18 protein-coding genes and 1 other RNA gene are annotated in these 25,861 nt (G+C 47.0%); 5 read left to right on the top strand and 14 right to left on the bottom strand.

Annotated features, from left to right (window positions below; translation table 11 throughout):
* Positions 1–3 precede the first annotated feature (3 nt).
* The 12 genes from murG to rnpB form a co-directional block, all read right to left on the bottom strand.
* On the bottom strand, positions 4–1,077 hold the full coding sequence (gene murG / locus RGU72_RS19040; RefSeq protein ID WP_322121240.1) for an undecaprenyldiphospho-muramoylpentapeptide beta-N-acetylglucosaminyltransferase: 1,074 nt from the start codon (positions 1,075–1,077) through the stop codon (positions 4–6).
* On the bottom strand, positions 1,074–2,207 hold the full coding sequence (gene ftsW / locus RGU72_RS19035; protein WP_322121692.1) for a putative lipid II flippase FtsW: 1,134 nt from the start codon (positions 2,205–2,207) through the stop codon (positions 1,074–1,076). The genes murG and ftsW overlap by 4 nt, the downstream gene beginning before the upstream one ends.
* 86 nt (positions 2,208–2,293) lie before the next feature.
* Positions 2,294–3,832, bottom strand: a complete 1,539-nt coding sequence (murD, locus tag RGU72_RS19030; protein WP_322121239.1) for a UDP-N-acetylmuramoyl-L-alanine--D-glutamate ligase — start codon at positions 3,830–3,832, stop codon at positions 2,294–2,296.
* Positions 3,833–3,837: 5 nt separating this feature from the next.
* Positions 3,838–5,007 carry a phospho-N-acetylmuramoyl-pentapeptide-transferase gene (mraY, locus tag RGU72_RS19025; protein WP_322121238.1) on the bottom strand — a complete coding sequence of 390 codons (1,170 nt, stop codon included), beginning with the start codon at positions 5,005–5,007 and terminating at the stop codon, positions 3,838–3,840.
* A 1-nt stretch (position 5,008) separates the two neighbouring features.
* Positions 5,009–6,439 (bottom strand): UDP-N-acetylmuramoyl-tripeptide--D-alanyl-D-alanine ligase, encoded by a 1,431-nt coding sequence (locus RGU72_RS19020; protein ID WP_322121237.1) that lies wholly within the window; start codon positions 6,437–6,439, stop codon positions 5,009–5,011.
* Positions 6,439–7,995 carry a UDP-N-acetylmuramoyl-L-alanyl-D-glutamate--2,6-diaminopimelate ligase gene (locus RGU72_RS19015; RefSeq protein ID WP_322121236.1) on the bottom strand — a complete coding sequence of 519 codons (1,557 nt, stop codon included), beginning with the start codon at positions 7,993–7,995 and terminating at the stop codon, positions 6,439–6,441. Before RGU72_RS19015 ends, RGU72_RS19020 begins: the two co-directional genes overlap by 1 nt.
* Complete coding sequence (locus RGU72_RS19010) at positions 7,995–9,758, bottom strand: penicillin-binding protein 2 (protein ID WP_322121235.1); 1,764 nt, start codon at positions 9,756–9,758, stop codon at positions 7,995–7,997. Before RGU72_RS19010 ends, RGU72_RS19015 begins: the two co-directional genes overlap by 1 nt.
* Positions 9,755–10,030, bottom strand: coding sequence for a cell division protein FtsL (ftsL, locus tag RGU72_RS19005; RefSeq protein ID WP_322121234.1), 276 nt, complete (start codon positions 10,028–10,030; stop codon positions 9,755–9,757). Before ftsL ends, RGU72_RS19010 begins: the two co-directional genes overlap by 4 nt.
* Complete coding sequence (rsmH, locus tag RGU72_RS19000) at positions 10,027–10,998, bottom strand: 16S rRNA (cytosine(1402)-N(4))-methyltransferase RsmH (RefSeq protein WP_322121233.1); 972 nt, start codon at positions 10,996–10,998, stop codon at positions 10,027–10,029. The genes ftsL and rsmH overlap by 4 nt, the downstream gene beginning before the upstream one ends.
* Positions 10,999–11,006: 8 nt before the next feature.
* Positions 11,007–11,435, bottom strand: a complete 429-nt coding sequence (mraZ, locus tag RGU72_RS18995) for a division/cell wall cluster transcriptional repressor MraZ (protein ID WP_322121232.1) — start codon at positions 11,433–11,435, stop codon at positions 11,007–11,009.
* 759 nt (positions 11,436–12,194) lie between these two features.
* Positions 12,195–15,407 carry an EAL domain-containing protein gene (locus tag RGU72_RS18990; protein WP_322121231.1) on the bottom strand — a complete coding sequence of 1,071 codons (3,213 nt, stop codon included), beginning with the start codon at positions 15,405–15,407 and terminating at the stop codon, positions 12,195–12,197.
* 403 nt (positions 15,408–15,810) lie between these two features.
* Positions 15,811–16,158, bottom strand: an RNA gene (gene rnpB, locus RGU72_RS18985) — RNase P RNA component class A.
* Between the two features lie 144 nt (positions 16,159–16,302).
* Here rnpB and RGU72_RS18980 point away from each other — a divergent pair.
* From RGU72_RS18980 to RGU72_RS18970, 3 genes are all read left to right on the top strand, one after another.
* Positions 16,303–18,006, top strand: coding sequence for a thiamine pyrophosphate-binding protein (locus tag RGU72_RS18980; protein WP_322121230.1), 1,704 nt, complete (start codon positions 16,303–16,305; stop codon positions 18,004–18,006).
* 33 nt (positions 18,007–18,039) lie between these two features.
* Positions 18,040–18,438 carry a MerR family transcriptional regulator gene (locus RGU72_RS18975; protein WP_322121229.1) on the top strand — a complete coding sequence of 133 codons (399 nt, stop codon included), beginning with the start codon at positions 18,040–18,042 and terminating at the stop codon, positions 18,436–18,438.
* Positions 18,439–18,502: 64 nt separating this feature from the next.
* Complete coding sequence (locus RGU72_RS18970) at positions 18,503–18,928, top strand: carboxymuconolactone decarboxylase family protein (protein WP_322121228.1); 426 nt, start codon at positions 18,503–18,505, stop codon at positions 18,926–18,928.
* Between the two features lie 161 nt (positions 18,929–19,089).
* On the opposite strand, the gene RGU72_RS18965 is transcribed toward RGU72_RS18970, so the two are convergent.
* A complete protein-coding gene (locus tag RGU72_RS18965; protein ID WP_322121227.1) occupies positions 19,090–20,769 on the bottom strand; it encodes a S1C family serine protease in 1,680 nt (559 codons plus the stop codon).
* A gap of 816 nt (positions 20,770–21,585) precedes the next feature.
* Here RGU72_RS18965 and RGU72_RS18960 point away from each other — a divergent pair.
* Complete coding sequence (locus RGU72_RS18960; RefSeq protein WP_322121226.1) at positions 21,586–23,583, top strand: S9 family peptidase; 1,998 nt, start codon at positions 21,586–21,588, stop codon at positions 23,581–23,583.
* 151 nt (positions 23,584–23,734) lie between these two features.
* The gene (locus RGU72_RS18955; RefSeq protein WP_322121225.1) at positions 23,735–24,739 is read left to right on the top strand and encodes a hypothetical protein; all 1,005 of its coding nucleotides are present in this window, start codon (positions 23,735–23,737) and stop codon (positions 24,737–24,739) included.
* Between the two features lie 592 nt (positions 24,740–25,331).
* On the opposite strand, the gene RGU72_RS18950 is transcribed toward RGU72_RS18955, so the two are convergent.
* Positions 25,332–25,826 (bottom strand): SgcJ/EcaC family oxidoreductase, encoded by a 495-nt coding sequence (locus tag RGU72_RS18950; RefSeq protein ID WP_322121224.1) that lies wholly within the window; start codon positions 25,824–25,826, stop codon positions 25,332–25,334.
* Positions 25,827–25,861: the final 35 nt, after the last annotated feature.

Genomic DNA, 25,861 nt, shown 5'->3' with positions numbered 1-25,861 from the left:
TTTTCAGGCTAACTGCTCTAATACTTTTGCAATAGTTTCATTAGCTTGACGTTGACCTAAACTATAAGCAGTCTCAGCCATCGCCAAACATTGTTCTCTCGTGATGCTTTGTAACTTTGCCGCTAAGTCAGCTGGATTTAATTCGCGCTGCGGTAAATAAACTGCCGCTTTCTGCTGCGCCATCCATTGTGCATTGTCCTTCTGATGTGACGTACTGGACGCAACGAACGGCACTAAAATACTAGCAACACCAGCTGCTGTCAGTTCCGATATGGTGATTGCACCAGCTCGGCAAATAACCAGATCAGCATCAGCATATCGACGCGGCATATCATCAATAAAATCCAATACTTCTGCTCGTACACCATACGTGGCATAGCTTGCACGTAAAGCATCAATATGTTTTTTTCCCGATTGGTGCGTAACTAATGGACGGTCTTGTTCTGGGATCAGTGCCAATGCGGCAGGTAAATTTGTGTTTAAGGCTTGTGCGCCAAGGCTACCGCCGACGACTAATATTTTTAATGGTCCTGTCCTTGTTATATAACGCTTCGCAGGTTCTGGCAGAATACAGATTTCAGTACGTATAGGATTGCCAGTGACCTGAGCTTTATTATGATTAACGAGACCGCTAGACGGCAAACCGAATAGCACGCGTTTAGCTAAAGGGCGCAATAATTTATTCGACAATAACAAGGCAGAGTCAGCATTCATGAGCACGACTGGTTTGCCACGCAAGGCCGCCATCACACCGCCTGGGACGGTCACATAACCACCCATACCCAGGACTACGTCGGGTTGTCGCTGCCCCAAAATTTTTAGGCAACTAAAGAAACTAAGGGCTAATTTAAAAGCGCCACTGAATGTATGTATCAAGCCTTTGCCACGCATACCGGTAAATGTAATGGTATCCATTGCCACACCGTGCTGAGGAACAATCTGGTTTTCCATACCACTGCTAGTACCAAGCCAAGAGACTTGCCAGCCACGCGCTTTCATCGTTTCCGCAATCGCTAAGCCCGGGAAAATATGTCCCCCAGTACCAGCAGCCATGATCATGAGTTTCTTTTGTGTCATAGCCGCCCCCCACGCATCAGGAGCCGGTTTTCATAATCTATTCTGAGCAATATCGCTAAGCCCACACAATTAATCAATACACCAGAACCGCCATAACTCATTAAAGGCAAAGTTAAACCCTTAGTGGGTAGTAAGCCCAAATTGACGCCCATATTAATGAATGCCTGTACGCCGATCCAGATACCAATCCCCTTTGCGGTTAAACCAGCAAATGTCAAATCCAATGCGATTGCCTGACGACCGATTTCAAAGGCCCGTTTTAATATCCAGTAGAACAATAAAATCACGACTAGTACGCCAGCAAATCCCAATTCTTCGCCAATGACTGCCAGTAAAAAATCGGTATGTGCTTCTGGCAAGTAATGTAGCTTTTCGACACTTGCTCCCAAACCGACACCAAATAATTCACCGCGGCCAAATGCAATTAGCGAATGTGTTAATTGATAGGCTTTACCCAGTGCATGGTCTTCATCAAACGGACTGAGATAAGCAAAGCTTCGCTCACGTCTCCAAGGAGTCAGCACGATCACAAGAGTAAAAATACCAACCAAGGTAGCTGCAATACCCCCAAACCAAACAATATTAATTCCACCTAAAAATAAAATGCCCATGGCGATACAGACGATCACACCAAAGGCGCCAAGATCAGGCTCCAGCAATAACAACAAACCGACAACACCCACCGCCGCTGTCATTGGCAAAAATCCTTTGGTGAGTTTGTGCATATATTCTTGTTTGCGCACTGTGTAATCGGCAGCATACAAAACAATAAACAGCTTCATCAATTCTGAAGGCTGAAGATTGAATACCTTGAACGATAGCCAACGTTTAGCGCCATTCACTCCTTTGCCTAAACCAGGTACCAACACTGCTACCAGCAAAATCAAAGTGACCACAAACAAATAAGGTGCCCACTTTTGCCAGGTGGCGATCTTGATACGAAACACAAATAAGCCAGCGACTAAAGAGACACTGATAAACATCGCCTGCCGCAGTAAAAAATGATAGCTTTTATAATTAGTATATTTAGGTGAATCCGGCAAAGAAATTGAAGCAGAGTAGACCATCACCATACCGAACAACATCAAGATCAATGTCACCCAAACTAAAGCCTGGTCGTACTCCATCATCTTGGAACGCTTGGCCAAATGTGATGCAATAACTGGCTCTGCCGTAAACGGCAGCCACTTACCCAGCGACAAAATGGCTTGCTTCATCAGAATATCTCCCCGCGTGCCAGACCAATTTCTTTTACCGCATCAATAAATACATCTGCACGATGCGCATAATTGCGGAACATGTCTAAGCTCGCACAGGCGGGCGATAACAAGACAATATCGCCTTCTACTGCCTGCTCAGACGCGGCCTGCACTGCCAGTTCCAGGCTAGCGTAATCAATCATATCTACCTGACTGATTTGAGCTGCATTACGAATCTCGCCCGCATCTTTACCGATCAAAAATACGGCTTTGGCATACTGCGCAATCACACTCGCCAAAGGTGAAAAGTCTTGGCCCTTGCCATCACCGCCAGCGATCAAAAGAATGCGTTTTTGCTGATCGTTTGATACAAGTAGTTCTTGGCCTAATCCTTTTAACGCGGCGACTGTTGCGCCGACATTCGTACCCTTGCTATCGTCGACATAATCGATACCAGCAATGCTGGCAACTAGCTCTACCCGATGTGGCTCACCTTGATATTCACGTGCGCCATGTAATAAAGGAGCAAACGATAATCCGATAGCGCGACATAAAGCTAATGCGGCTAATACATTGGCTGCATTGTGTTGGCCACGTATTTTGAGTGCATCGACTGGCATCAGACGCGACATACTTACAGGGATATCTATCACTTCTTTTTTCTTGCGACGACTAAGTACAGGCGCATCTTCAGCGGGTATTGCGGTTGCCAACCAGGTCATACCATGCTCGTTTAATAGTCCCAGATCATTCGCTTGTAGCGGTGCATTTACGCCAAAAGTGATGAAGTTACTATCTGGCTTAGCCATGGCCATGACCAAGGCATCATCACGATTAAGTACTTGTAAAGTTTGTGCGCCAAAAATACGTGCCTTGTCCGTGCAATACGCTGCCAAATCCCCATGCCAGTCCAGATGGTCTTGCGTGATATTCAGCACCGTCGCAACATCAGCATTTAGACTATAAGTCGTGTGCAGCTGAAAACTAGACAACTCCAGCACCCATACTTGAGGCAAGCTTCCACACTCCAATCCTTCGTGCGACAGCTCTTCTCTCTCTAATTCTTCTCGCAGTACATCGAGCACCGCGGGACTAATATTGCCAGCAAGCTTAGTCGTCAAACCCGCACGTTCACATAATTGACCGACTAAACTAGTGACTGTAGTTTTGCCATTAGTGCCTGTAATCGCGATGATTTTCGGTGTGTAATTACGCTCCGCTTTCAAAGCCTCTAAGGCTTGCGCGAATAATTCAATCTCACCCCAGACCGGAATATTTTTCTGCTTCGCTTCTGGCAACAAACTTGCCAGTTCACGCAAAGGCGACAAGCCGGGACTAACGGCAACTACATCAATAGACTCTAATAAAGAGGTCGTAAATTCGCCACCGACAAACTCGATCGACGCAGATAAAGAAGTCAATATAGCTAAAAGATCAGGGGCAGTCCGTGTATCAGCAACACGCAAACGTGCGCCACAGCGCAGCAGCCACTGCGCCATTGCTAGCCCGGTTTCGCCCAAGCCTAATACCAAGACATGTTTGCCTGAAAAATCCATTTTACTTATCGCAATTTCAGTGAGGACAAACCAACTAATACCAACATCATGGAAATGATCCAAAAGCGCACAACTACCTGCGTTTCTTTCCAGCCCTTTTGTTCAAAATGATGGTGTAAGGGAGCCATTAGAAATAATCGGCGACCAACGCCATATCGCTTTTTAGTAAATTTAAAATACCCAACTTGCAACATGACGGACACTGTCTCAACAACAAAAATACCGCCCATGATGAACAAAACAATTTCTTGACGAACGATCACCGCGACGGTGCCGAGTGCACCACCGAGCGCGAGCGCCCCAACGTCGCCCATAAAGACCTGCGCGGGATGTGCGTTAAACCATAAGAAAGCCAGACCAGCACCAGCCATTGCACCGCAAAAAATCAATAGCTCACCTGCGCCTGGGATATGCGGAATCAACAGATATTTGGCATAACCAACGTTACCAGTCAGATAGGCAAATAGACCCAGAGCAGAACCCACCATGATGGTGGGCATGATGGCCAGACCATCTAAGCCATCAGTAAAATTAACGGCGTTACTAGTACCAACAATCACGCAATAAGTCAGCCCTATAAAGCCCCAGACACCTAAGGGATAACTGATAGATTTGAAGAAAGGCACAATCAAATCAGCCTTTGGCGGCAAGTCCATACTAAAACCTGATTGCACCCAAGCGACAAACAATTCCAATACTTTGGTATTGGACGGAGCAGAGACCGTAAAGGCGAGATAAAACGCTGCGACAATACCGATCAACGACTGCCAGAAATATTTTTCTCTCGATCGCATGCCCTCTGGGTCTTTATAAACAACCTTACGATAATCATCAGCCCAGCCAATAGCACCAAAACCTAAAGTGACAATCAGAACAATCCAAACAAAGCGATTACTCAGATCAGCCCACAGCAAAGTAGAAATACCGATGGAAATTAGGATCAATACACCACCCATAGTTGGCGTACCCGATTTAACTAAATGCGTTTGTGGACCATCAGTACGAACCGCTTGTCCGACCTTCAAACGAGTCAGCATGCGGATCACGGCAGGACCAGCAAAAATACCAATAGAGATCGCTGTCAGCGTAGCGAATACCGCACGAAAAGTAATAAAACCAAAGACTCGTAAAAATCCGATATCTTGCTTAAAAAATTCTGCTAACCAAAGCAACATGTTAGTGACTTCCTATAGTTTGTTGTTTAGTTAAATGCGCAACGACTCTTTCCATTTTCATGAAACGAGAACCCTTGATTAAGACCGTACTATGAGGATGAATCAGCGTATCTAAAGTTGCGCATAAAGCGTCAACATCATCAAAATGTTGTGCCCCGCGGCCAAATACGTCAGCTACATACTTAGCCAGATCACCAAGAGTCAATAAGCTACTAATGCCCGATTCGCGCGCGTAGTTACCGATTTCTTCATGGAATGCAATACCTTCGTCGCCAACCTCGCCCATATCACCCAAGACTAAAATATGGTCTTCATTATTTTTGTTGGTTTGCCCCGCAAGCACCGCAATCGCTGCGCGTACTGAGTCTGGATTGGCGTTATAAGTGTCGTCGATAATCGTGGCGCCGTTGTGTGCCTGCTTATTTTGCAGGCGACCATTGACTGGGCGAAACGCTTGCAAACCTAGGGCAATAATATCGTTCGGCACACCAATGCTATGGCAGCAAGCCGCTGCGGCTAAAGCATTGCGTACATTATGAATACCAGCCGCGGCCAGATTGACGGTAAAACGATTCGTCCCAATACGCATTTGCAATTTGCTGCCAAATGTTTGTGCTACATAAGTTGCACTAACATCGGCATCTTCGCTTAGGCCGAAGCTCACAATTTTTCGCTGTCCGCTCTCTGTAGCGTAACTGCGCCATAAATCAGAATACATATCATCTGCTGGAAATACCGCGACACCATCAGCCGGAAGTTGGCGTAATACCATACCGTTTTCTTCTGCCACAGCTTGCACAGTTTGCATAAATTCTTGATGCTCGCGCTGGGCATTATTGACCAGAGCAACCGTCGCTTGCGCAATAGATGCCAGCACGGCGATCTCGCCAGGATGATTCATCCCTAGTTCAAACACCGCTGTACGATGGGTCTCGGTCAAGCGTAAAACGGTCAGTGGCACACCAATTTCATTGTTTAAATTACCGTTAGTAGCAAGATTATGTTCTGCTCCAACATAGGTATTAAGGATGGATGCGATCATTTCCTTAACCGTGGTTTTACCGTTACTACCCGTAACGGCAATAACAGGCAAGGTAAATTGTTGACGCCAATAACGTCCAATTTCTTGCAAAGCCGTCAGTGTATTTGGCACGATTAGCGCTGGCACTTTGAATTCAGAACCACTCACATCTGCTGGCAAGTGATCCACTACAACTGCTGCTGCACCTTTTGAAACTACATCGTGCAAAAAATCATGTGCATCAAAATGCTCACCACGCAAGGCAATAAATAAATCGCCGGCTTTGACCTTACGGCTATCCGTCGTTAAACCAGTAATTTCAATTGCTAAGCTTGTATTTGCCTGAGACCCAACTGCATGGAATTGAGAGCCATTAACAGCGGCTTGCAATTGGCGAAGAGTCGCGCGCATCAGTTGCCCCTCTTCATATTGCCGCTAGTGGCAACGGTGGCTAATGCTAACGATGCATGTTCTTCATCAGAGAACGGCCATTTTTTACCATTAATATCTTGATAGCTTTCGTGCCCCTTACCCGCTAACAGCACCACATCATTATTACCCGCATGCTTAATCGCAAATAGGATCGCCGCTGCGCGATCCTCTATGACCTGAGGCTTATCACTCATGCCCTGCAAAATATGCGCAATGATTTGAGAGGGATTTTCTGTACGGGGATTATCACTAGTAACCACTACATGCTGCGCCTGTTGCGCGATCTTACCCATTTGAGGACGCTTGCCCGGGTCACGATCACCACCACAACCAAATACACACCATAGTCCGCCATGGCGCTCTGACGCGACTTGTTGCAGTGTCTGTATAGTTTTTTCTAAAGCATCAGGAGTATGTGCATAGTCGATGATCACCATGACATGACCTGGCGTACCAAGCTGTTGCATACGCCCTGGAACAGAAGTCAGTTTTTCAATAACTGAAACGGCCTTACTCCAAACAACTCCCGTCGCCAACAAAACACTCAGTACACCCAGTATGTTGCTTACATTAAAGCGGCCTATCATTTGCGTTTTTACCAGACCGGAACCATAGGGGGAGTCCACATGGAAGCTGGTACCAGAGTGTTGCGTGCGAACATTACTTGCAAAGATAACTGCGGCATCATGATGCTCTTTATGCTCAAGGCTATAAGCTAATACCTTTGTTTTTTGCTGAGTCGTTTTGAGATGTTGTACTAACTGGACGCCATAAGCATTATCCAGATTGAGTACTGCTACGCCCAAATCCGGCCAATCAAACAACATGGTTTTGGCAGCAGCATATGCCGCCATATCGCCATGGTAATCAAGGTGATCACGGGTCAAATTGGTCAACAACGCAACGTCAACATGCAGACCATTTAAACGACCTTGATGCAAACCAATTGAAGATGCTTCGATCGCCAGAGCCTTGGCGCCGGTATCTCGCAAATCTGCAAGACGACGCTGTAATTGAATCGCATCTGGCGTTGTAAAGCCTGTTTCAACCAAATTATGTAGTACGCCGTCTTTATAATTGCCAACACCTAAAGTGCCGATAACCGCACTAGGTTTTCCTGTCAAGGACAGGGCTTTTGCCAACCATTGCGAGCAAGATGTTTTGCCATTTGTACCGGTCACCGCAACGGTCAGCATGTCACGATCAGGCTGTGCATACCAGACATGCGCAATCTCGCCCGCTTTGGCTTGTAGTTGCGGGATTGATTTGTGCGGCACTGGCCATGCCGCATCCCAAACAAACTTTTCTGCTTCAAAATCATCTGATTCAAACACCACTGCAGCAGCACCATTAGCAATCGCATCTTGAATATGCCGGCGCCCATCACCAGAGCTACCAGCGATTGGGAAAGCAAAAAATACATCGCCCGCAGCAATCGCGCGCGAATCGGAACTGAGTTGTGAAAGCGGCGTTACAGCAGGAAGCTGTCTTAGCCATTGTAAAATTTCTGTCATGGATTCTTTATGGTCGATCATTACATGCTCTCCTCTACGCTATTGTCAGGAATGATGCTGGTGACATTAGAATCGGGGGAAACATTCATCGACCGTAATACATTGGCGGTAATCGCAGCAAATACCGGAGCAGCAACCGTACCTCCAAAGTGACCACCGGCTGTTGGCTCATCTACCATCACTGCAACAATCACCCGGGGATTAGATACCGGGGCAAAGCCAACAAAGTCAGCCACATATTTTTTGACGTAGTGACCGCCTTCTATCTTGTAAGCCGTACCAGTTTTACCAGCTACCCGATAACCGGCAATGCGCGCCTGCGTTGCGGTACCGCCAGGCTCCGTTACCGATTCCATCATCAGACGCACTTGTTGTGCCGTTTTTTCTGAAATCACCCGATGTGCCACAGGCAATACTTCTGAGCGCTGGAAGGTCAAGGGAATGATGTCGCCGTTACGGGCAAAAATCATGTAGGCACGCGCTATCTGAATTAATGAGACAGAAACACCGTGACCGTAACTCATCGTCGCCTGCTCGATCGGACGCCAAGTTTTAAAGTTGCGCAAGCGTCCGGCAACCGCACCCGGAAAACCAAATTTTGGTTGCTGCCCAAAACCGACTGTAGTGAACAGTTCCCACATCTCTCGTGGCGGCATTTGCAAAGCGATTTTTGCAGTCCCGATATTCGATGATTTTTGTATGACTTGAGCGACGCTCAAAATACCTTCTTTATGTGCATCACCGATGGTCCTACCACCAATCGTCATGGTACCAGGTGCAGTCTGAATCTGCGTCTCCGGCGTAACACGTCCAGTCTCGAGCGCCAGCGCAATCGTAAACGGCTTCATCGTAGAACCAGGCTCAAACGTATCGGTCATCACCCGATTACGCAATTGCGCACCAGTCAACACAGAACGATCATTCGGGTTATAGGAAGGCAGATTGACTAAAGCTAGAACCTCACCCGTCCTGGCATCCAAGACAACCGCACCGCCCGCTTTAGCTTTATGTTTTTCTATCGCTTCTTTTAGATGGGTGTAAGCGATGTATTGAATTTTGCTATCAATAGACAAAGTCAAATCCTTGCCATCATGCGGCTCACGAATCGCCTCGATATCTTCAACGATACGACCCAGACGATCTTTGATGACACGACGATTTCCTGTCTTACCAGCCAGATTTCTTTCTGATGCCAGCTCTATTCCCTCTTGGCCTATATCTTCGACATTAGTAAAGCCGACGACATGCGCCATCACTTCACCCTCGGGATAAAAGCGCTTATATTCTTTACGGGTTTCTATACCGGAAATACCGAGTGCGACAATTTTTTCTGCGATGTCGGCATCTACTTGCCGTTTGAGGTATACAAATTGACGATCCGAATCTAGTTTTTTACGTAACTCAGCCTCGGTCATTTCTAGCAAACCGGCGAGTTGAAGTAATTTTTCTTTTGGCGCTTCCAACACATCATCAGGAATCGCCCATACGGCTTTGACTGGCACAGAGGATGCCAATACCTGGCCGCTTCTGTCAGTAATCCTGCCGCGAGTTGCGGGCAACTCCAAGGTGCGGGTGTAACGACTGGCGCCCTGCTTTTGTAAAAATTCTGTCGTCATCCCTTGCAACCACAGGGCGCGCGCCATCAATGCCAGGAAAGCGATAAATAAGAAAAATAAAACTAAGCGCGAACGCCAGACTGGTAACTTAACAACCAATAATGGGCTAGACGAAAAGGGAACGCCTTTCGCTGCCGCAGTACGTGAACTGCCGGATGAGCGACTCATTTCAGCCCCGCTGCAGTCAAGTATTGTGTACGGTCAGGCGTGACCGGCACCATATTCAGTTCTTTACTGGCGTTCTCTTCAATACGTGCATGCTTGCCAAAAGTAGATTGATCCAGTTTTAGCTGCGTCCATTGCAACTCGTATTGCCTGGCGGCAGCTTGTGCGCGCTCCAATTCGATAAATAAGCGACGCGCCTGGTACTGGGAATTAATCAAAGACAGTGCACACATCATAAGCACAGCGCCAAGCAAAAAATTTAAGCGCCCGCTCATTTTCCACCGCCGAGAATATGCACAGGCAAACGTTCTGCCACACGCAAAATAGCCGAGCGTGCTCGGGGATTGGCCGTGACTTCTGCATCTGAGGGTTTGATTTTTTTGATCAGCTTCATCTCTGGCTGCGGCAAATCAACAGAGCGAATCGGCAAGCGGCGATCTGGTTGCGGCAAGGTCACTTTGGAGGCAAAAAATTGCTTCACAATGCGGTCTTCCAGCGAATGAAAGCTGATTACAACCATGCGACCATGAGGTGCCAGGCTGGCGTATGCCCCGGCCAAACCTATTTCAAGATCTTCCAGCTCCTTATTGATGAAAATCCGTATAGCCTGAAAGGTGCGAGTTGCCGGGTCTTTGCCCTTCTCGCGAGTTTTGACGGTGTTTGCGACGATCTCGGCAAGTTGTCGAGTACTTGAAATGGACTGGACCGCCCGGCGAGCAACAATCGCCTTTGCAATCTGAAAAGCAAACCGTTCTTCCCCATAATTTTTTATAACCTCCCTGATTATTTGTTCATCTTCAGTCGCCAGCCACTCCGCTGCGGAGATGCCACGAGTGGTATCCATGCGCATGTCCAGCGGCCCATCTGCCCTAAAACTAAAACCGCGGCTCGCGTCATCCACTTGCGGCGACGAGATGCCTAAATCCATCAAAATCCCATCCACTTGTCGTACATCGCGCTCTTGCAAAGCCTCTGCCATGGTGGCAAAACTGTCGTGTACGATTTCAAAACGGGGATCAATAATTTGCTGTGCACTGGCAATCGCCTGTGTGTCTTTGTCAAATGCAATCAGCCGACCGGAGGAATTTAAGTGTTGCAAGATTTTGCGACTATGTCCGCCACGCCCAAAGGTACCGTCAACAATCACAGCTGCGGCGCGTTCGCCAGTCAAGTCCAAGGCCTCAACAGCCTCATCCAGCAACACGGTCTGGTGTTTGTAATCTTCTGCTAAGGTCAAAGTCATTGTGCCGCTCAGAAGGAGAAATTGCTGAGCGCGTCAGGCGCCCCGCTGGCAATGGCTTTGGTTTCGTTCTCGGCGAGGCGGGCAGCATCCCAAATTTCAAAATGGGTGCCCATGCCGAGCAACATCACATCACGCTGCATGTTGACAGCGGTGCGTAATTCAGGTGCTACGAGGATGCGGCCAGCGCCATCCATCTCGACGTCCGAGGCATTGCCTAAAAAAATACGCTTCCAATCACGCGCCTGGATCGGCCAGGCAGCAATCTTCTCGCGGTGCGCCTCCCACGTCGGGCGCGGAAAAAGTAGCAAGCAACCATCTGGATGACGGGTTAAAGTGATACGGCCTTCACATTGCAGGCTGAGAGCGTCGCGATGCCGGGCAGGAACTGTCATTCTGCCTTTTGCATCGAGATTGAGTGAGGACGCCCCTTGGAACACGTTGAACCTTTTATCTTGATCAAATTACTGAATTATTCTTTTCAGAAACTTTATTTTCACCACAAAAATACACTTTTTCACACTATTGCCCACTTTAGAGGATCGCTTGAAGCGGGTCAAGCGAATTTAAGTATGAATTTTTGAAATTCTTTAATGAAGTCAAGGACTTAGCGCACATACCTAATCTAATGAAAAAGAGAATATTCCAATAAATTAACGACTTACGATGGGTAGTGAAAGTAGCTCCTCACATATACCCATGTGTTTAGCTAAAAATTACAGAAAAAAGAATGTGCACGTTTTAAATGCTGATGAGAAATATCCGAAATTTGGATAAGTGGCATATGAACCGCTGTACTAGCTAAATTGAACGGTTTTGCAGAAGATGGAGGAAGGTATAAATTGCCAATCCACAACCCAAGAAAAACGTGAGACATATGAGCAGCGCGGTCAAAATCAAAAATTTAAGCGCAATTTCTCATGAGGATCTGGCAGAGTCAAAATAATATACTCATATATAGTATATTTAGAACGTCCAATTAAAACTTGGACAATTGACTGATTTTAAAAAAATTAATGGGGAGTATATTGAGATGATTGCATATTTACTCGTTATTTCAGACGATTATGCGCCGTCTGGCATGTCCACAGTTGCAAACAAAGACTGAACTACCCGCTAAGGACTGCGGTTTTAGCTAGGTACTTAGTTACATACTTAGTTGCTGATTCGGTTGCTAATTCAGTTGCTGAATCAGTTACTCACTTCAGCGCCGCCTGCGCCTGCTTTTGAAGTAAGGCTAAAAATTCGCTCTCAGGTATCGCTTTACTGAAATAAAAACCTTGATATTCATCGCATCGGCTTTCTTTCAGTTTCTGGAGTTGCAACTCTGTCTCTACGCCTTCTGCAATGACTTTCAGGCTCAGAGTATGTGCCATGGCGACAATCGCCAGCACGATTGCAGTGTCGTTCACATCGCCAGGGATGTCTTTGATAAACGAACGGTCAATTTTGACGCTATCCACAGGAAAGCGTTTCAGATACGCCAAGGAAGAATAACCAGTACCAAAATCATCAATCGATAGCGTGAAACCAGCGTCTTTTAAGCCATCCATCAAAACGATCGCTTGATCCCGGTTATGCATCACCATGCTTTCGGTAATTTCAAACTCAATCCAGCTCGGGTGAACGCGCCAGAAATCAACCACGCTCTTAACCTCGTCCAGCAGATGCACATCATTAAATTGCGAGCCCGACAAATTGATGGCGACTCGCCCAAATGAGGCATCCACCGCGCGGAAAGTGAGAATATCGCGGCAGGCGATATCTAACACCAGCATTCCAAGCCGCGCAATTAAACCGGCCTCTTCTGCCAATGTAATGAAGTCTCCCGGGAACAGAATGCCGCGTTCAGGATGATTCCAGCGTACCAGTGCCTCTGCGCCGACGATCTTGCCAGAAATTACATGGACCTTAGGCTGGTAATACACAACAAACTCACGACGCTCTAGCGCACGCCGCAAGCGCGCCTCAAACGCTAGACGCTCTACCGTGTGCACGTTCATCTCTGAAGCATAGAACTGGTAATTATCCTTGCCTTTGTTTTTGGCGCGATACATCGCAATATCGGCATTTTTCATTAGCGTAGGCGCATCGCGTCCGTCATCGGGGAAAGTCGCAATACCGATACTGGCACTGAGCTGGCACTCTTGCCCGCGCAATTCAAACGGATTTGATGCCTCTTGCAATAATTTATCTGCAATATCACCCAGATCACGAGGATCACTAAACTGATCGATCAAAAGAATAAATTCATCTCCACCGACGCGGGCTACGATATCGGATTCACGCAGGCAATCCTTAAAGCGCTGTGAGATATTGCGCAAGACCGTATCGCCTTCGTCATGTCCAAAGGTGTCGTTGATATTTTTAAAGCGATCCAGATCCAAGAAAAATACCGCCAAGCGGCTGCGATTGCGCTCGGCATGCGCCAGGGATTTTGCTAAATGCTGGTTATATAAGAAGCGATTTGGCAAACCAGTCAACTCATCGTAATGGGCCAGCTTAAGTATTTTGTCTTCTGAGCGACGACCTTCAATTGCGATGCTGGCAATGTCAGTTGTGATGCCGACCAGTCTCAGATCATCATCGCTCAGGGGCGACATGTCAGAGACAAAGATACTGAAGCTGCCAAGCAACTGGCCTTTTTTACCCATAATCGGCCAGGCGCCACAGGCATGAAAATCAGACAGACTTTCTATCGAGTTCACAAATTGCATTGAAGCCGCATGTTGAAAATTCCCAATCCATACTGGTCCGGCATTCAAAATTGCTTCACTCCAGACACCATTACCGTAAGTGACTGGCATGCCATTTAACTGAGACTTAACGACCTCTGGGAAATTTTTTCCCACATTCATACCAAAAGAATGTAGTTCATTACTCAGCAACTGAATGCCGCAACGCCATTGGGGTGACATTTTTTCTGCAAACTGACAAATCGACTCCAAGACCGACAACATATCTTCATTGCTAGCAATCAATTGCAGTAATTGATTTTGCCCCTCGACTAAATGCTCTACATATTTTCGGGAATTAACATTACGCATCACACAAAAGATTAAATCGTCTGCGCCAATTTCTACCCGACTCATGGTCACTTCGCTATATTGCAAAATACCTTTACGTTCTACTACCCATTCAAAATGCTGTACTTCGCCGGCAAAGGCGGCATTGGTCAAAGACTCAATTAACTGGTCACGTTGTAACCCGGGCAAATGACGTACGGCTTGATTTTCTGGGGAGAACCGTCCTGCACGCCGTCCCAACAACTCAGACCGGTCACTCACGCCAAACATGTTTAATGCGGCGAGATTGCAATCAACATATACGTAGTCACGATTAATCAACAAGATCGTATCTTGCGCATCCTGAAATAAGACCCGATAGCGACTCTCACTAGCGCGTAACTCTTCTGCTGATTTACGCAGGCTGCGAAGCTTGGCGATTAATAGGATCACCAACAGCAAAATACAGCCTATCGTCAGCACAGTGAAGATCAATTTTTGCCGGGACCGGTCATTCCAGTCAGACAAAATGCTGGATAACTCTTTGGCATACACCAATACAATCGGGAAATCGTTCGTTTTCCGGTAGGTATAAATCAATTCCTTTGTATTTCCAGCGTCGGCGGCATCGCGAATAAACGGCGCATCTTGAATTGCACCCTCTACCGTATTTAAACGCACACCGTTGGCTAGCAAAGACTTGGCGACATACTGCGTCAAATAACGCGCATCGTATGGAGCCCGGACATAGATATTGCCCACATCATCATGTAAAGAAATCGCTGCGCTGCCATCTCTGGCCAAGCGTTCATAAAAATCCTGCAAATAATTCAGACCGATATATGCCTGAATCACACCCAGATAATCGCCACGCTGGTTGAAAAAATTTCTGGCTACCGGTAATACCCAACGCGTCGTATTTTTCAGCATGATAGGCTTGCCAGTCACGACCGTGGTGTCCGTCGGGTGGCTGAGCAGCTCTTTAATATAGGGGATATTCCCCATGTTTTGGGGCTCAGCAGGGAATTGAAAAGACGTTACCCACAAGATGCCATTGTGGTCAATCATAGAAAGTGATTGAAGAAAAGGGGAATCCTGGCGCTGGTTGATCAGTATCTTGCGGACTTCCGCCTCATCGAGCTCGGCAGATTCGCTTTGGGTCTGGATTTCTTCTGCGGCAGCGTTAATAGAGCGGGTGGCATCATGCAAAATCCGGCTGGCATGCTCTTCTAAAATCCGTACCGCAAGGTAGCTGCTCTCTTGTGCAGAAGCAAGCGTCAATTGCTTGTCTTGCGCAATAGACCACCAAGTTTGCGCCATGATAGCGACCACAATCAGACTCACAAAGACTAAAAAAGCCAGAGTAGGCAGATCATGCCATTGACGATTGCTTGCCTTTCTCTCCATGCGCTACCCTCGTTTGAATGTTCGCCTAGGTACTTGTTGGCCTATGTCGTGATTTATTATTAGCGGCAGCTATTTACTTATATGAAGACTAAAACAAAATTTCCTCGCGGCAAAGCTAAATCATACATAGCAATGCAATTTCAGCAAACTAAAACTCAGATTACATGCTTTCGCCGTGTGGATATTACTCACATCAATGCGTTAAACAGTTGCTGCACCGCTATATGATTTATTTTCAATGGTGGCATTGCAGATAATTGCGGGCAATTCATTACTTGAAACACATGCTACCGCCATCGTTGTAAAGTCAGCGAGAAGTGTAACACCGAGGATTTATGAATTGGGTAAGCGGAATACTAATTTGATATTTGATCATCTTGAAATAGACAATCGGGGGGGATAAAAATGAAGCAGGCCGGTAGGCCGGATTCTGTTACGGCACTGCGCATTGCTGCCTCGTGCTATGACAATCATTCCTCTAGGCCGGGGATTGCTCCCAGGCTCAAGCTTTCTACCCGCACGCTCCGCGAGCCGCCTCTACGCGTGCCTATTTGAAATTGCTCCGGGTGGAGGTTACCGCGTTTCACCGTAACTAAATACGCTCGTCTCTGTGGCCCTATTCCTCGTCTTATACCTCGGCTTGCGCTCTGGCTTTCAACGTACGGCCGTTAGCCGTCACCCTGCTCTATGGAGTCCGGACCTTCCTCCCGCTTTAGCTCACACCAAAGCCAGCGATTGTCTGGCCTGCTTCAGGTGCTATTGTAACAGCATGGCGCAATGCAACATCGAAATAGCTGCCAGAAACCACGTGAGGATGCGGATTTCGATGTCAAAAACAGCACGTCAGCGGTGCTTTCTGCTAGCGTATGGTTTTTTCCGAACTGGTCTAGTCCTCATGCTCAAATCTCGTTCTGGTGGTCAATTGGTAGTGGATGCTTTACAAGTACATGGCGTAGATACTATTTTTGGAGTACCTGGCGAAAGCTATTTGCCTGTCCTCGACGCCCTGCACGATAGCCCGATTCGCTTCATCATTAACCGCCAGGAGGGTGGTGCCGCTTTTATGGCCGACGCTTACGGCAAGATGACAGGTCGCCCGGGTATTTGCTTTGTAACACGCGGCCCTGGCGCAACCAATGCATCGATTGGTGTGCATACAGCTTATCAAGATTCCACGCCGATGATTTTATTTGTTGGCCAGGTGGGCAATGATTTTGTTGAGCGCGAAGCATTTCAGGAAATCGATTATCGTCGTATGTATGGTCCGATGGCAAAATGGGTAGCGCAAATTGACCGTGCAGATCGTATTCCCGAATACATTGCCCGCGCTTTTCAGGTTGCTACCAGTGGTCGCCCCGGACCCGTCGTATTGGCTTTGCCAGAAGACTGCTTATCCGCCATGGCGGAAGTCGCCGATACCCGCCACTACACTCCAATACAAGCCTCCGCGTCCGAAACCCAACTGGCACAGTTCCGGCGCTTGCTATCAGCGGCTCAGCGTCCGATAGTGATCTTGGGCGGCAGCGGTTGGGATCAGCAATCATGCGATAACATCACTAGCTTTGCCACTAGCCACGACTTGCCAATGACGTGCGCTTTCCGCTTTCAGGACTTGATGGACAATGCGCATCCCAATTATGTGGGTGACGTCGGCATAGGCATCAATCCCAAGCTGGCAAAGCGGATACAAGAGGCGGATCTCGTCATCGCCATCGGACCACGCTTAGGAGAAATGACGACCAGTGGCTACACGCTATTGGAAGCGCCGATCCCGTGCCAAAAGCTAATCCATATTCATAGCGACGCGCTAGAACTGGGGCGCGTGTATCAAGCCGATTTGATGATTAACAGCGGCATGCAAGAGATCGCCGAATGTCTGGCAGAAATGGCACCACTCGATGCCACGGCCTGGCAAGGCACCGCAGCAGCGGCGCGTGCTGAGCTTCTTGCATGGCAGCAGGAACCGGCCATCTTTAAAAACGAGAAAGCACCGCTCAATCTCTGGCAAGTGGTACAAGATATTATGCAAAACACGCCTAACGATACCATCATGACAAATGGTGCTGGCAACTACGCCACTTGGGCGCACCGCTACTTCCGATACGGTGGCTGGCGCACTCAACTAGCGCCGACCTCCGGTGCGATGGGATATAGCGTCCCATCGGGTGTAGCGGCAAAAATCATCGCACCTGGGCGCACTGTCATCACCTTTGCCGGCGATGGCGAATATCTGATGAACGGACAAGAACTTGCCACGGCTGTCCAATATCAGGCTGGCGTAATTATCATTGTCTTTAACAACGGCATGTTTGGCACCATCCGCATGCATCAGGAAAAAAATTTCCCAAACCGCGTCTCCGGTACTGAATTGCACAACCCGGATTTTGCTGCGCTGGCTCGTGCATATGGCGCCTCAGGCGAAGTAGTTAGCACTATAGAGGAGTTTGCCCCCGCTCTGCAACGCGCACTCACGCATACGCAGACCCTTCATTTACCGGCATTGATTGAATTGCGTTATGACGGCAATCTGATTACACCCGGAATGAGTCTGGCGCAAATGCGGCAAGCCGCCTTAGATGCACAGTCAAAGTCGTCTTAAAAGGCGTGCCTTCAAAATCTTAGTTAGACCGCGATGAACGTTCAAGAATTTGCAAAGCAAGTAGGTGTCAGCTCACATACTGTCCGCTATTACGAAAAAATTGGCTTATTTCCAGATGTAAAGCGGACAGTGAGCGGACATCGTGAATTTGGTGAGGGAGATATCGCCTGGATGGAGTTTGTCCTGCGTCTCAAAAATACGGGTATGCCGCTGGCAGATATTTTGGCGTATTCGGATCTAAGATCACGAGGCGTCAAAACGCTGGAGCAACGGCAACAGATGCTGCAAACGCATGCACAACAACTGGCGACACATATACAGCTCCAGCAAGAGTGCTTCAGACTACTGCAAGAAAAAATTTCCTGGTATCAGAACGAAATTAGCGGCGCTACTATCAAGAAAGTCGCCAGTCAAGTCTCGACGAAAAAATAGCGATTGACTGAGAGTTACCTCTAAGCTTTACGCTACTGTTTTCCAACCCTATCAGGAGAACAGTATGTCAAACATTGTCGATCAAATCTCAGATCAAACTACAGAACCAGCGACTCAAGAATCCAGATATCAGCGCGGCCTCAAAAAACTCACAGAGATTGACGGTGAAGCCGGACAAAAAGTCATCGACTCCCTCGGCGATATCGCGCCTGATCTGGCGCGGTATACCATCGAATTCCCATTTGGTGATATCTACTCGCGTCCCGGCTTAGATTTAAAAAGCAGAGAAATCGCTACGGTTGCCGCGCTGACTGCCATGGGCAACTGTCAGCCGCAATTAAAAGTCCACATCCACGGCACACTCAATGTGGGTTGCAGCAAGGAGGAAATTATCGAGATCATTACGCAGATGGCGGTATATGCTGGTTTTCCTGCGGCGTTGAACGGGGCATTTGCAGCCAAAGAAGTGTTTGCGGAGCGGGACGTTTGATTTAATAAATTTGATCTAACTAAGTCAAATAAAAATGCGCCTGTCAGCAAGAAATCGTATTGGCAGGCGCAAGGGTATTACCGTTTTATAAAATCAATGCATTTAAGTATTACTCTATTTTGCTTTGTACAGATTATGATTTTTTCGCTTATTTTTCACTCTCATTTTTTACCCTGCCACACCGCCAGCATATCCGGCGATGCCTGAGCACGGATGCCACTGTCTGTCAAAATCGATTCTGTCGATTCCATCATGGCTTTGCGCGGCAGTACCATCGTCTCGCCAGCGCGTTGATCAAAATGGATCGTCACAAACTCATCTTTTAAATCGCGCAATAAAGTCACCAAATGACGCAAGCTGCGCACTGGTACATTATTGATGGAATACACCACGGCACCAAAACGATTGCTGTAACCCGATGTGAGTTTATGTGGGAAAAACGGTGCGGTGACAACGACTAATTCTTCACGTGCAGCATCAGGCTCATCGCCCCGACGTGTCACCAATGGGCTTGCATTGAACGCAAACGCGTTCAGTCCATTTGCATTAGAACTGATAAATGTCAGAAACTCAGCAGTAGCGCGCGAGAATGCAATCGGACCATAAATAAAATAAGACGGATAGCCGCCGTTTAAATCGGGGATTAGCAATGGGCGCGAAGCAACTACGGGCAATTGAATCTTCATCTGCTTGCCACTACGCATGACTGTCAACGGCACCTTGCCATTTTTTGCCAGTTGTTGCACCCGATACTGAAATTGCACCCGCAAATTAGGTCCTAGTTTAACCATCGCCTGATTATCAATCGGTGAATCGCCAATGTGCGTAATAACATCAAACTCCTTCAAAGGATAAGATGCATCGCTTTGCGCAGGACGATGCACAATCGCGCCCTCTACCGTTTTATCTAATTTCAGAAAAATCCGCATCGCTGGATTTTCCAGAGTTTGAATATCATCATGCATTGCTGGTTTGCCGTCATAAACGCCATCACCAATGTCGGCTAAAAACAAATCGATCTCTTCGTTAGGAATGATGTAACCAATATTTTGCGCACCATTGATACCGCTAAACGCCAGCCCTACCATTTTGTCGCCTGCCATGACTGGACCACCGCTGTTACCCGGATTAATTGCAGCATCAATCTGAATGCGCAAACCTGCTGTGGAATAACCATAATTAACAAACTCAATCCGCGACACAATGCCTTTAGTGATCGACAGCGAACTACCACCGATCGGATAACCGTACGCTAATACGGCATCACGGACATCGGGTAAAACGCTAGCACGCGCTGCGGGTGCATGAGTATCAAAAAACGATTCATCATCTAGCTTCAAGATCGCCAGATCAATCCCGCGCGCGATTGCGACTACCGTGGCAGATACTTTGTCACCAGACTGATTCGCCTGGATTTGTACCTGACTGGCATAGCCAACTACATGCGCATTGGTCAGAATTCGCTTGCCTTCAATTACGACACCAGATCCGGTGACCTCTTGCGGTGCGGCTTTACTCCATGGCTTAAATGGATCAGGTCCACGCAGCGTAGAAAAAATCTTTACTACTGAATTCTCCAACATCGCTGGCAATACCGTCGTGGACGGCAGAGTGGACGGCGCCGCTGATTGCACAGCAGGCGACTTTACTGGGGCAACGATTATCGGCGTGGTTGAGATGGGCGCAGTTCCAGCACCCGGCACATCTGCTCCCGCTGCAAAAGCAGAACTGCTGATCGCCGGACTCAGCACAAGCGCAATTGATAAGGCAGCAGAAACCGTCATCAGGCGACTTCTGACAGTGCGACTTTTAACTAAAGGAAAAATTCTAAATTGGATCATGTGCTTGACTATAAAAAGGATCAATCGGAAGACAATTCATACCATCACCACGCGGCGCAGCGAATGCAAAAAAGACTGCGTGAATTGACACAATATACACGAAACCTCTTTCAAACTTTGCGCAATTGCGAACCGAAACGTAACAATTTATTTCTCGAATAATCGCGGGCTATTCTGGAATCAAAAAACTACGGATCAGCATTCTAAAGGTCAACACGTAGGACTTAAACTTAAGCCAGCTAATATCTTGCGGCAAAAAGTATTTTTATTTTGATGAGTATGTTTGCACATCCCGCCCATAAATTATGGCACCCATTACACGATGTGATTGGCGGGCTTTAGCGCATTTCACATGTTCTGCACATCCTGTAATATAAATATACTCCTTGCTAGTATATTTAAATTGTCCATACAATCTTTGGACAATTAAGCATATTTATAAAAAATTAAGGGGAGTATATTAAATGCTAGGTTTTATCAGCAGATAACAATCAACCGATGCCCTTTCGGCGATACACACCAGAGATATCTATTAAGAATATTTAAAGTACTCAAACCTAGTCGCAGAACACACTGGATTGACTGAACTTTATGTTCCAAACCTACTGTTGTTAATTTATTATTTATCAACTAGCATCACTTATCGCTTGAAAGCCACTGGCTATCCTTGCATACTTGTCGTCCGATCATCGAATTTTGCAGTTGGTCGCATCATCACCAAAATATCTTCAAGCAGCATTTACAGTGCTATCGCAGTAAAGAATTTGTCCAGATTTTACTGAACCACATGTCCACACTACTTAATCAGGAGATCGTATGAAATTGATGCGCCACGCCATAAAAATATCTACTCTCAGCATTTTGCTCAGTGCCGCTTTCGGCTTTAGTGCTCTGCATGCAGCACCAGTCGCGGCCGATACCAGCAAGGATAGCAAAGACAGTAAAGATCAAAAACCAAGCAAACAAGCAAGGCAAGCTACACAAAACTATAAACGCTACTCGATAGAACAGTTTATGGCGACCACCAGTATCAACGGTGCATCGTTTAGCAAGGATGAAAAACAAATACTATTCAACAGCAATGAATCCGGTATTTTTAATGCATACACCATCGCGGTGCAAGGCGGCAAACCGGTAGCATTGACTAAATCGAGCACCGACAGCACCTACGCGATTAGCTATTTTTATACCGACAACCGCATTCTGTTCACCCGTGACAAAGGCGGTGACGAAAACAACCATGTGTACGTACGCGAGTTAGATGGTTCAGAAAAAGATCTGACGCCCGGCGATAAACTCAAAGCTGAATTTGCTGGATGGATCAATGACGGTAGCGGTTTTTATCTCATCAGCAATGAACGCGACCCCAAGTACTTCGACATGTATAAATACGATGCAAAAACCTACGCCCGTACCCTGATCTACAAATCGGAAACTGGCATGAATCCAGATAGCATCAGTGACGACGGTAAATGGATTGCCCTTGGTAAAACAAATACTACCTCCGACAGCGATATCTATTTATACAATACCGTCACGCGCGAAACTAAACTGATTACCCCGCATCAAGGTGCCGCGGGACATTACATCGCCAATTTTGATCCCGCATCAAAACGGCTGTTTTACGCATCCAATGCAGGCGGCGAATTTACCTCTATCCGCACGTATGATCTAACAAGCGGCTTCACGAAAGAACATGAAAAAGCAGATTGGGACATCACCGGCACCAGCTTTTCACAAGACGGACGTTTCCGGATTAGTGTCGTAAATCAAGATGGTAGTACTGTCATCCGCGTGGTCGAAGGCCCCTCAGAAAAACCTGTCGCTCTACCCAAATTGCCAGGTGGTGAAATGCGCGGCACGACGTTCTCTGCCAGCGGCAATCTCATGGCGTTTTATGTGAATGGCGACCGCTCGCCAAATAACTTATACGTTCATGATTTTAAAACTAAGCAAACCCATCAATTGACACAAAGCTTGAATAAAGAAATCAATCCAGATGATCTGGTTGAAGCAGAAGTCGTTCGTTTTACCTCCTTCGACGGCACCGTAATCCCTTCGATTTTTTACAAACCAAAAGGTGCTTCCGCTAATACCAAAGTCCCAGCCATTGTGTATGTGCATGGTGGCCCCGGTGGTCAGACGCGACGCGGTTATAGCTCGCAAATCCAGTACTTGGTCAACCACGGCTATGCCGTCCTGGGCATCAATAATCGCGGCAGCTCTGGCTATGGCAAAAGCTTTAATACCGCCGACGACCGTAAGCATGGACGCGAGCCTTTATGGGACTGCGTCGAAGCTAAAACCTACCTCGCTAGTCTGGGCTATATCGACCCGGCACGCATCGGCATCATGGGCGGCAGTTACGGCGGTTATATGACCCTAGCTGCCCTGGCGTTTCGTCCAGAAACATTCAAAGTCGGTGTCGATATTTTTGGTGTCAGCAACTGGTTACGCACTTTAGAAAGTATTCCGCCATATTGGGAAGAACAGCGTAAAGCCTTGTATGACGAAATCGGCGATCCAGTCAAAGATAAAGACTTCCTGATCGCCACCTCACCGCTATTCCACGCTAACGAAATCCGCAAACCCTTGATGGTGATCCAAGGTGCTAACGACCCGCGTGTACTCAAAGCAGAAAGCGATGAAATCGTTGACGCAGTGAAAAAGAATAAGGTGCCTGTCGAGTATGTCGTCTTCGCCGATGAAGGCCACGGTTTTAGCAAAAAGAAAAATCAGGCAGAATCCAGCGAGAGGATTTTACAGTTTTTGGATAAGTATCTGATGCCAACAGGAGCGGCAGTACCGAAATAGATAGTTACGATCATCACTAAAAAACATCGGTGCCGGAACGATCACTCCTGCGCCGATGATTATTTGTAAACCTCATGAATACGCTGCTCTATGAACTATCGCTAAGACAATTCCATACTCACAGGAATTACCGTTGCGGCATTCAATCAAAATGAAGCATCCAACACGTAAGCAAGTCCTAGTTTTATTTATATTGGACATGCCCGCATTACCAGCGCATGCAGAACATCAATTGGGCGAATTTCTGTTTATGCTACCCGCCATTTTCGCGCTGGCTACTTACGAATTATTTTGCAACTGTCTTTGGATATTGCTCTTATTAACAGCAATCGCCTGGATATACCATCTTCAAACTGGTCGTGACATTGGCCGATGGATTCCCAAGGATAAAGACCACTTCACGGATAGCTACGCCATCGTTAGGAGCCACACCGCGTCCTTAATGGCCTCTGTTTTTGCGATCATTTATATCTGCATCACCAATGTAATATTAGGACAGCAGGGAATGCAAACAAAAAGTATCTTTCCCCTGCCTAATCGCCCTGTCTCAAGCGCCCCGTTAGTCACGACGACGTCGGCACCAGGCAAAATACCAATACCAATAAAAATAGAACCGCTTGATACGTCACCAGCGGCAAAAGCTATCGAGGCACAAGAGAAACTGCTCACCTACGGCTCCAAAGCCATGCCTGCATCAACAGTAATCGCCATAAACCCGACGCAATCCGCAACGCCGGCAGAAGTCGCACCGCGCAATCCAAATGGCGATACATGGCCAGTCCGCACCAGTTATTTGATCATACCGACAGAGGAACAACTCAGCGGTAAGGGCAAGATAGAGATCATCAACAACTCTGCACAATCTGATGCCTATCTCAAACTATGCGTGGCTCGTGTTCCAACATGCCCCGGATTACGCCACGCTTACATCACCAACCTCGGCAGCTCAATCAAGTTCGACAACATACTCGATGGAGAGTACGAGCTGCGTTATGTCCAGACCAAAAACCCTCCTTACATCACGGCGATCAGCAAACCACTGGTGATTAGTGAAGGCAAAGTGAATGAGTATTATTGGAACATTCCCAGAGAGCCGTTTCCAAAGGGAGTTGAGATTGAGGATGTTTTTTGGCGGATAGCGCGGAGTGGTTTTTGAGAAACTAATTAAATGACGAGAGCGAGCGATTCTTTCATTTGGATAGGTGGCGTAATCAATTTCGGAAAGACCTTGGTAAATACCTTAATGGAGCAATCGTTTTGGTGACTTCTCTAGATTTGTAGCGAACCTAATGCTTGCAGATCACATCTAGGTACAACGAGGATAGTTTTCTTTGGTCTTCCGATCCATATTCGGCACAAAAAAATATACTCCCTATTATTTTCAATAAAATCCAATTATTAACCAATGATTATAAGGACGACTAAAATATACTAACTATGAGTATATATATTTACTTCAATATCAATACCGGGGCAGCCGCACTGCTGACAAAGATGAAATTCTGTTTTTAGGTCAAAAGATCGTTAGTACAGATATTACATTTTGCTACCATTAAAGTATGCGGAATCTAGCTATACTTCTGCGACTTCATCACATCGTTAGCACGCCTCGTTTGCTCATGATCATCCGCATATCATCTACAACCATCTAAAAAAAACAGACGCATGAAGAAGTAATCCTTGATACGCCTGTTATGTTCAACCCAGATTTTTCGGATCAGCATCATCAACTGATTGATTAGTTTCGATTAGTTTATCGAAACCTGTTCTGGCATAGCGGATGAATGATGATTTAAGATCAGCCAGTCATTTCCTACTTTTTTATACACGTAGGTATAACGCGCCTGTACTTTGGAGTGCTTGCCATCTTTGGTCAGATCAAAGGTGTAGACGCCGCTATCGATTGCGGAGTCTGCATCTAACAAACGAATCTGGCGATAGTTGATGACGCCCGTTGGCTTAAGCACCAAAAAATGCTCGAAATAATCAGTAATCTCAGCGGGCGTAGTACGCACCTGGTTTGACACGGTCGGTTGCAACATAGCCTTCGGGTGGTAAAGCTTGACGACCTCTGCAGGCTTGCCGGTACCGAGTGCTGCGTTCCAGCGATCAAATAACTTGGAAATTTCTTGCTCTGCCGCATTGGCAGGCGCGACTACCTCGTTACCGTAGACTCTTGGTAGGTCTTTTGCAAACGCAGATGAGCCAACTAACAGTGAAATAGCGAGTAAAAGGGATTTCATATACATCTCCAAAAAGTCATTAAAAGTGTGTCGCA

The organism is Undibacterium sp. 5I1, assembly GCF_034314085.1.
Classification (GTDB): Bacteria; Pseudomonadota; Gammaproteobacteria; order Burkholderiales; family Burkholderiaceae_D; genus Undibacterium.
The sequence above is the reverse complement of the archived record's forward strand: the minus strand, read 5'-3'. Positions and strand labels throughout refer to the sequence as shown.